Consider the following 8,759-nt stretch of genomic DNA (forward strand, 5'->3'; position numbering starts at 1 on the left):
AGTTAGCTCCTGAAGAAATCCACTCAAGACTTGCGTCTGAGGTTGATGCAGAATTCACAAAAAAGTCTGTTACTGGAGAACACTGTGCTGTAGCAGTAAGTGGACCAATCGCTGTTGATGTATCACTTAAAGATACACAGTTTTGATATACGTAAAAATCGTACGTGTTACCTGCTGTTAATCCTGTAACAGTAGATGGCGCACCTGTATTATTCACGTAAGTACCTGTTCCTGGTGTAAATCCAGATGGACCATATTCTACAATGTAGTTTGATCCTGACCCTGCCCAATCTAAGGTAACAGAAGAAGCCGTTGCTCCTAATACAGATCCGTTAGAAGGTGCAAAACAAAACGTTGACCCATCAAAAACCTCTACATCATCTAACAAGAAGTCATTGTAATACGCATACGTTGTATTGGTTGGTTCACCTCTAAATCTAAATTTAATAAGGCTTGTGTTGTAGATATATGGAGTAAAATCATAGTAATACTCTGTCCAAGCACCACCATTTTCTCCTTGCTCTAAAGCAACCGTTACCCAAGAACTACCATTCCAAGCCTCTACAAAAAGCTCATTGTACGTTCCCATTAAATTTAAATACGAAGTATTAGATACGTGACTGATGTGCCAAAATCTTAGTGCTGGTGCACCCATACCCGTAACATCAATTTCTGGAGATTCTAAACAAGTTCCTGCATCTGGAACAGAAAAATCTATCCATGCAAAATCTGAACTTGATATACCTCCAGTGTGATCTTGTGTTCCTGAAACATCGTATCCAGGATTACCGTTAAATACCCAACCACTTCCCGTTGTTTGGTATGTTGACCAACATGTAGGTGCGGAATTTGACGTAAAGTTTTCAATAAATGGTGCAGCAAGTGGTGTACACTGCGCACTCACCCCGAAAGCTGCGAGGAGCATTGCGGAGACCATTAGTAATTTCTTTTTCATTTTTAAAAGTTTATTCATTCGCTCTATAAACGATATACAGTATAATTGGGTTGGAAATATTTCACACATTTTCAAATATTTGTTAATGCATGACCCGCGCTTCAAATTCTAGTTCGTTTCTTCAATATTCCTATCTTTGAAAATCTGAAAAAAAACAACGATGAATTTATCATTAGAAAATAAAACTGCCGTAGTTTGTGGTAGTACTCAAGGAATTGGATTAGCAAGTGCAAAAGAATTAGCTCTATTAGGTGCTAATTGTGTTTTAGTAGCGAGAAACGAAGACAAGTTACAAGCTGCCGTTGCAGAGTTAAGCAACAACGGAAAACAAAATCACAGTTACCTAGTAGCTGATTTTTCTCAACCCGAACAATTAAAATCAATTATTGGTGGATGGGCAAAAGACAACCAAGCCCATATATTAATTAACAATACTGGAGGACCAAAAGGAGGACCAATCCATGCAGCAGAAATCTCTGAATTCACCAATACCTTCCAACAACATTTAGTTTGTAACCATATCATGGTTCAAGCCCTAATGGATGGTATGAAAGCTGCTGGATACGGTAGAATTGTAAACATTATTAGTACAAGTGTTAAACAACCATTAGATGGTTTAGGAGTTAGTAACACTATTCGTGGAGCGGTTGCCAACTGGAGTAAAACATTGGCCAATGAATTGGGTCAATTTAACATCACTGTTAACAATGTATTACCCGGAGCAACGAATACAGTTCGTTTAAGTTCAATCATTGAGAACAAAGCTGATAAAACTGGTGGAAATGTTGAGGACATTAAGCAAGGGATGGCGAATCAAAGTCCAATGAAAAGAATTGCTGAACCAGAAGAAGTTGCCAATGCAGTTGCCTTCTTATGTTCACCTGCCGCGAGTTACATCAATGGAATTAACGTTCCAGTAGACGGAGGAAGAACTAAATCATTATAGGTTAACACCAAAAACAAAAAAGGAGACGAAATCGTCTCCTTTTTTTATTTCAATACGTTGACATGGCCAACGATAATATCTTCATCATTATTGATGGATTTATATTTCACTTTATAAATGTACGTACCATCCTTCACAATTCTACCTTGCGGGTTTGTTCCATCCCATTGGAAATTCACATCTTGAGAACTAAAAATTAATTCACCCCATCTATTAAAGATTCCTATTTCAAACTCCACCACATTCACCGCACTCACTTCGAAGACATTGTTATGCCTATCATTATCTGGGGTAAAGGTATTGGGTATGTATAAATAAAACTCTGGTAGAATTACAATCGGTTTAGAAATTGAATCTATACACCCCTTATCATCCTCTCCAATCAGTTGCACAATGTATGTACCTGGTTCATCATAAGTATTGTTCGGATGGACCATATTAGAAGTATTGCCATCACCAAAGTCCCAAGAATAATAAACCGAATTCAGGGAAAGGTTTTGGAAAGTAATCGGTAAATCTTGATATACTGTTCCTGAGCTAATGGTAAAATCAACTGTTGGTTTAACAACAACGACTTGTACATACTCTGAAACCGTGAAGGTTCCACAATCATCGTAAACCTGAACCTCATAGGTCGTCGTACTCAATGGATTTACCGTAACCGTTGTTGAACTATCATTCAAATCTGGCCAATAGAAATAGTAATTTCCAAAACCACCCGTTGCAGAGGCCGTAAGTGTAACAGATTCTCCCGGACATATTTGCGGTGGATCTGTAATTGAAACTTCTAACGGGGGACTTAAAACGGTAAAGTCAATGGTATCACTAATTACGTTCCCACATTGATCTGTTACAACAATCGCATATACTGTGCTGGTATCTGGAGCGATATTTAACGAATCTGCTGTACTCACATATCCATCCTCACTACTCCACCATGAATATTGATAAAAACCAGCTCCTCCTGAGGCATTACTATAGAGTGTATAAGGTACGTAAGGACATTGTTCAATAATATCCCCTGTCGCATTCAGCTCCAATGGCGGATATAAGGGTACGGTAACCTCAACGGTTGTTTGCGCTGTTTGATCTAAACAATCATCTGTTACTGCCACTGAATAGGTTGTGGTAGATGTTGGACTCACAACGATGGACTGGGTAGTGTCTCCTGTATTCCAGAGGTAGGTATAACTCCCTCCTCCGCCTGAAGCTGTTGCCGTTAATTGAACCAGTTCTCCTGGACAAATGACGGTTTGATCTGCCACTTCCACTTCAACATTCTCCAAATCATTGATAAATATCTCAAAAGTTTGGGCATTATTATTCCCACAAGCGTCGGATATAAAAAAGTCTAGAATAATATTTTCTTGGCCTTCAGCAATACCATCCGCTAAGGCTGTAAAAGTAAATGTTTGCGTGACCTGGCCCGGTGTAAAATTAATTGCATTCGGAATATTCGTGTAGTCTACACCTTCTGTAGCTGTACCCGAAGGAACTATAGTAATCGTTTCTGCTTGGTCTACACGGTAACCATGTCTTGTAATTTCAAAAGTTGCATCCACACAACCTTCTGCCATGATGTTCGATGCCCCAAATGCTAAACTAGACAAACTATAATCAATCGTTACAGGTGATTCAGAACTCAATGAGTTCGCTTCCAAGAAAATACCGGAGTCATACAACCCATCACCGACATCGGCAATGGCTATAATTAGGTGATAGGTTTCTCCACATTCTACCGCACTAATTGCTTGTAAAGGCGTTGTAAAACCATCGTATTGAACGTAGTAATTATTTGAATTTTCAGGAAAGGTACTTCCGTTACCATTATTTACATAATAAGCACAGTTCATACAGTTCCCATTATTATTGAAACCGTTATTTACATTGTTGATCGCTACAGGATCATTGGTCCCTGGTATAAGTGCCATATTTTTTTCTCCCCCAGGGATACCCGGACCAGAGATGAAGAAGGCAAAGACATCATTGAATTCAGAATTTACGAATTCAGGATACTCCTCAGAGGCGAAAACATAATTAAACTTTACGGTATCACTAAAAGGGATGAAATCAAATTCTAGAATCGTGGCATCAAAAGTTGAACTTCCGTTAACGAGTGCATCTAATTTTGTAAAACCTCCACCGTTCAAACTTACCCCAGCACTTGCTTGATTATTTGGCCCGTGTGGTCCGGCAGGATTATTGGCTATAGTACCTGTGGTAAGAATTACCCCTTCATCCAAACCAATATTGGTGTTTGCCCCGTTGAAATAACCTATAGAACCAGGAGACCCAACGTAGTTTACGTTGGAGATTTGAACCCCTGTTCCGAGCAACACATTTTGCACCAAATTATTCGGCGTGTTATTGCTGGTAACCAACTGACCGAAGGCCGTTTGACTAAGGATTAATAATATTAAGATTAGACTTCTCACTAGTTCTTATAAAAATAACGAAAAAAAGACAATAAAGTTGTTTTAAACTAAACAATAAGTAAGCCAAAATTTTATAAAATCTACCTCTCCAATTTTAATTTGACAACTAAGGATGTTATATTCACCGAAAGCCTTCTATTTTTGTTAAAATGAAAGAGAAAACGAGTTTTTGGAAAAAGTTAACACGCACGACTAAAATCGCTGGGTACAATACAGAAACCTTTCAGGAAAAATGGGGCTTCAAATTGAACCGCATACAGATGTTGAGTTTGATGATTTTACTTACACTCATCATTGCAGGAATCGTTCTCTCTCTACTCATCTTCACTCCTCTTGGCTACCTCATGCCAGAAGGATATTCGAATCCAAACAAGGAGAAATATGAAAAAGCCTTGGAAGAAACCAAGCGCTTAGAACACGAAATTGAAACGCGAGATCTATACTTGGAAAACCTTAAAAAAGTGATTTTAGGTGATATATCAGTAGACTCTGTGTACTACAGTAAACCCGAAGAAATCAATCTAGAAAACATAGAATTAGATACAGCGCGCTCTCAAAATGAGTTAAAATTAGCCGCAGAAATTAACAAGTCTATCGAAGAAGGAAATGTAAATCAAACGACAACCATTGATGTGGGCGACTTACTTTTCATGGATCCTGTAAAGGGAGTGATTAGTCAAGGATTCAATAACGGAAATCATCCAGGTGTTGACATTAGTGTTTCGGAGGGTAGTAATGTTAAAGCTTGTTTAGATGGAATTGTCATTTCAAGTTTATACTCAGAAGAAGACGGGTATTCCATCATTATTGCTCATGAAAATGGATACACAACGATTTACAAACACAATCAAGAAAATTTAAAACACGCTGGAGATAAAATCAAAAAGGGAGATATAATTGCTTTGTCTGGAAATACAGGAGAACATACTACAGGACCTCATCTTCACTTCGAAATTTGGCAAAATTCTGAACCAATCAATCCTTTAGGACTCATGTCCTTCAAGTAAATAGCTTAAGGCAGTAGGCTTTTCAATAAAATCAATTATTTTTGCGGCGTTAAAATCCAGTTATGAAAAAAGACGTTCAAAATATTGTAAAAGCTATGAACCAGAGATTTGTAGCACACCCATGGCACGGAATTACTATCGGAGAAGATACGCCAAAGAAGATCAATGCATTTATCGAAATCATTCCTTCTGATGCTATCAAGTACGAAGTAGACAAAGATTCTGGGTACATTATGGTTGACAGACCACAGAAGTTTTCTAACCACATGCCATGCATGTACGGATTTGTTCCACAAACTTACTGTGATACTAAAGTTGCTGAATACGCAAACGAAAAAACAGGAAGAACGAACATCGTAGGTGATGAGGATCCATTAGATATCTGTGTGCTTTCTGAAAGAGAAGTTAACCGTGGAAACATCTTGGCAGAAGCTATTCCTGTTGGAGGATTTAGAATGATAGATGGTGGTGAGGCAGATGATAAAATTATCGCTGTATTGAAAGGTGACCAAGCTTACGGAAACATTCAAGACATCACTGAGATTCCAGAAATGGTTTTAAACAGAGTAAAACACTTCTTCTTAACGTACAAAGATTTAGAAGGTACTGCTAAAGAAGTTGAAATTACGCATGTTTACGGTAAAGAAGAAGCATACGAAGTAATCAAGAGAAGTAACGAAGATTACATCAACAAATTCGGTAATGCAGACGAAAACTTAGTAAATGCTTTGTTAGAAGCAATGAAGGTTAACGCTTAATTACAGATTACAACATTATAATAAAAACCTCGTTCTAATTTTAGAGCGAGGTTTTTTCTTTTTCAGAACTTCCTTACTTTGGCAACTCAACTCAGTTTATAACTATGCGCAGTTTACTTCTCTTATTACTTCTTCCTCTCTTTGGATTTGGACAAATTAAGTTCAGTCAAACAAAATTTGACTTGGGCGAAATTAATGTAAACACACCGCGATATATAGACTGCAGGGTGGAGAATAAAGGAAAATCAGCCCACTATATTTTATCCGTTAAAACACCTCCAGAAGTAACCTACATACACCAAGGGTCATTACTACAACCCGCCGACGGTATCACTTTGCGCATACAAGCAAATCCGAAAACAAAAGGTAGGTTCGCTTACACCATTTTAGTATATACCAGCGATAAGCAAACCCCTACGGAAATCGTTATTAAGGGGAATGTGAAATCCTTGCCTAGAAAATTAGATAACAACTTTACGCGCTGTCCGGCTTTTGGCGTAAAAACACCCCAAACGATAGCAGAAGAAACGAGTTTTCAACTTACCGTTTTGGTAAGAGACTCCATCACACAAGAACCTCTTGCTAAGAGTGAGTTGGTATTGTTGCAACGCGGAAAACCCGTAGTGGAGGATAGAACGGACAAAAATGGAGAACATACAAGTAAAGTACCCTTAGGTTACACCTATTTTTACGCTGCTCATCCTGGTTATTACACCAAAGAGAAGGGTGCTTACATCAACTTCCAGCGCAATTATATAATTATAGATTTAGTAAAAGCACCAACGTCAATCCCCGAGCCTCTTCCAGAAGAAATAGCTGAAGAAACTGTAGTAGTTGAGGAAGAAATCGAAGAAGTAGAGGCCCCACTAGAAACGGAAGAAGAGGAAATTGAAATCGTTCTCGAAGAAGAGCCTCAAGAAGAAACGGTAGTAATCGTTATTGAAGAAGAGCCTAAACCGACAGAAGAAGAGTTAGTAGAAAGCCCTGCCGAACCTGAGGTTGTGGAAGAAGAAGTAACTCCTATCCCAACCGAAGAAACTCCACAAATTGTTGAGTTAAAAGATTTGGATTCGAACAACTTCTCTGAAGAATATTTCTTGCCGACCAATGTCGTTTTTGTAATTGATGTGAGTTCTTCGATGCGCTCGCACGAAAAACTGGAATTGATGAAGTATTCCCTTTATCAACTTACAGACATGTTGCGTCCAACCGATAAAATTGCCTTGGTTAGTTACTCCTCTGATGTGGAAGTATTGATGAGTGCTACCTCGGGTATGTACAAGGACTCTATTAAAGCCATGGTAGAAAGCATGGAAGCCTCTGGATATACTTCCGGTGGTGAAGCCATTAAAATTGGGTACAAAGAAGCCTTAAAAAGCTATATACCGGATGGAAACAACCAAGTGATTATAATTACAGATGGTGCATTCAACAGAAATTCTAACGATTACAAGCGTACGATTAGAAGATATAAGCGCAAAAATATTCACTTAAGCGTGGTAGGTATTAAGAATTCTCCGAGAGCAAAAGCCGAAATGGAAAAGGCAAGTACGATTGGTCAAGGTACCTTTATCCCAATCAACAATTTGAGTGATGCCCGTCACAATTTGGTGCAGGCTATACGAAGGTTGAGTTATAGATATTAGTTTGATGGTTTGAGGAATTTGTCTCTCGGTTCTACTCGAGAACCTGTTATCGTAGGTTCTCCTTGATTTGTGGGATTTAAAAATTTAAGCATCAACCTGCGATTGATTATTTAAATATATAAAGACATAAACTCTTAGCACTCTCTGTGAAAAGCTTTGTGCGCTCCGTGGTTTAAACCACATCAATCACAATTTGTTAGAATCTTCGACAAACTTCAATCCCCTATACTTGCTTGAACGAAAGGTTCTCGAGCGGAGTCGAGAGATGAATTGTTGAATCCTTAATTCTTTGAATTATTGATTCTTTAAACTCCACCTCAACTAAATTCTCAAACTCAACACTTCCTTTCTAAAATCTAAAAGTCTAACGGTCTCAAAGGCTCCGTTCCACTTTAGAAACTCTCCAAATTCGTTAAAGATTTTACAACATGCATACTCAGTATTTTTTAATGTTTATTTTTGTTGGTGAAGAAACATGGAAACAACACGTAAAATAGCGGTTATTGGAGGTGGTAGTTGGGCTACTGCATTGGTTAAAATATTGGTAACTAACTTACCTAAAGTAGGTTGGTGGATGCGTAACGAAGATGCTGTAGAACACATCAAGAAATACAAGAAAAACCCACGCTATTTACAGTCTGTAGAATTTGACACAGATAAGATAGATGTTACCACAGATATTGTACGTGTTATTGAAGAAGCGGAGATATTAATCATTGCTACACCTTCTGCCTTTTTAAATGATTTGTTCGAACCTATCGATAAGTCAATTTTTAAAGGAAAGTATGTTTTTTCTGCCGTGAAAGGTATCGTTCCAGAATACAATGCTATTCCTGCGCGCTTCATCCACAAAACTTTTGATATTCCTTACGATGATATCGGTATTATTTGTGGACCTTGTCACGCCGAAGAAGTAGCCCTAGAGCGTTTATCTTACCTTACTTTAGCTTGTTCTAACGAAGAATTGGCCGAAGAAATGGCCGAAATCATGGCTTCGCGTTTTATCAAAACA

7 protein-coding genes are annotated in these 8,759 nt (G+C 38.2%); 5 read left to right on the forward strand and 2 right to left on the reverse strand.

Annotated elements, in window-relative coordinates; all coding sequences use genetic code 11:
* The coding region (locus AC22ZQ_RS09775) for a fibronectin type III domain-containing protein (protein WP_318958601.1) at nt 1-955 on the reverse strand (955 nt) is incomplete at its 3' end.
* Between the two features lie 160 nt (nt 956-1,115).
* Here AC22ZQ_RS09775 and AC22ZQ_RS09780 point away from each other — a divergent pair.
* Nucleotides 1,116-1,901, forward strand: a complete 786-nt coding sequence (locus AC22ZQ_RS09780) for an SDR family oxidoreductase (RefSeq protein WP_318958602.1) — start codon at nt 1,116-1,118, stop codon at nt 1,899-1,901.
* Nucleotides 1,902-1,945: 44 nt separating this feature from the next.
* Here AC22ZQ_RS09780 and AC22ZQ_RS09785 read toward each other — a convergent pair whose 3' ends face one another.
* Nucleotides 1,946-4,336 carry a choice-of-anchor L domain-containing protein gene (locus tag AC22ZQ_RS09785; RefSeq protein WP_318958603.1) on the reverse strand — a complete coding sequence of 797 codons (2,391 nt, stop codon included), beginning with the start codon at nt 4,334-4,336 and terminating at the stop codon, nt 1,946-1,948.
* Nucleotides 4,337-4,485: 149 nt separating this feature from the next.
* Here AC22ZQ_RS09785 and AC22ZQ_RS09790 point away from each other — a divergent pair, with 149 nt between their 5' ends.
* The 4 genes from AC22ZQ_RS09790 to AC22ZQ_RS09805 form a co-directional block, all read left to right on the forward strand.
* Nucleotides 4,486-5,343, forward strand: coding sequence for a M23 family metallopeptidase (locus tag AC22ZQ_RS09790; protein ID WP_318958604.1), 858 nt, complete (start codon nt 4,486-4,488; stop codon nt 5,341-5,343).
* 95 nt (nt 5,344-5,438) lie between these two features.
* Nucleotides 5,439-6,101 (forward strand): inorganic pyrophosphatase, encoded by a 663-nt coding sequence (locus AC22ZQ_RS09795; protein WP_318958607.1) that lies wholly within the window; start codon nt 5,439-5,441, stop codon nt 6,099-6,101.
* Nucleotides 6,102-6,205: 104 nt separating this feature from the next.
* Complete coding sequence (locus AC22ZQ_RS09800; RefSeq protein WP_318958605.1) at nt 6,206-7,747, forward strand: VWA domain-containing protein; 1,542 nt, start codon at nt 6,206-6,208, stop codon at nt 7,745-7,747.
* 475 nt (nt 7,748-8,222) lie between these two features.
* Nucleotides 8,223-8,759, forward strand: a 537-nt coding sequence (locus AC22ZQ_RS09805; protein WP_318958606.1) for an NAD(P)-binding domain-containing protein, incomplete at its 3' end; no start/stop codon positions are given.

It is taken from the genome of Lishizhenia sp. (assembly GCF_057456495.1).

Bases quoted from the DNA above. Each gene is read 5' to 3' on its own strand.
- AC22ZQ_RS09795 (WP_318958607.1), top strand. From the start codon at position 5,439: ATGAACCAGAGATTTGTAGCACACCCATGGCACGGAATTACTATCGGA.
- AC22ZQ_RS09790 (WP_318958604.1), top strand. From the start codon at position 4,486: ATGAAAGAGAAAACGAGTTTTTGGAAAAAGTTAACACGCACGACTAAA.
- AC22ZQ_RS09780 (WP_318958602.1), top strand. From the start codon at position 1,116: ATGAATTTATCATTAGAAAATAAAACTGCCGTAGTTTGTGGTAGTACT.
- AC22ZQ_RS09800 (WP_318958605.1), top strand. From the start codon at position 6,206: ATGCGCAGTTTACTTCTCTTATTACTTCTTCCTCTCTTTGGATTTGGA.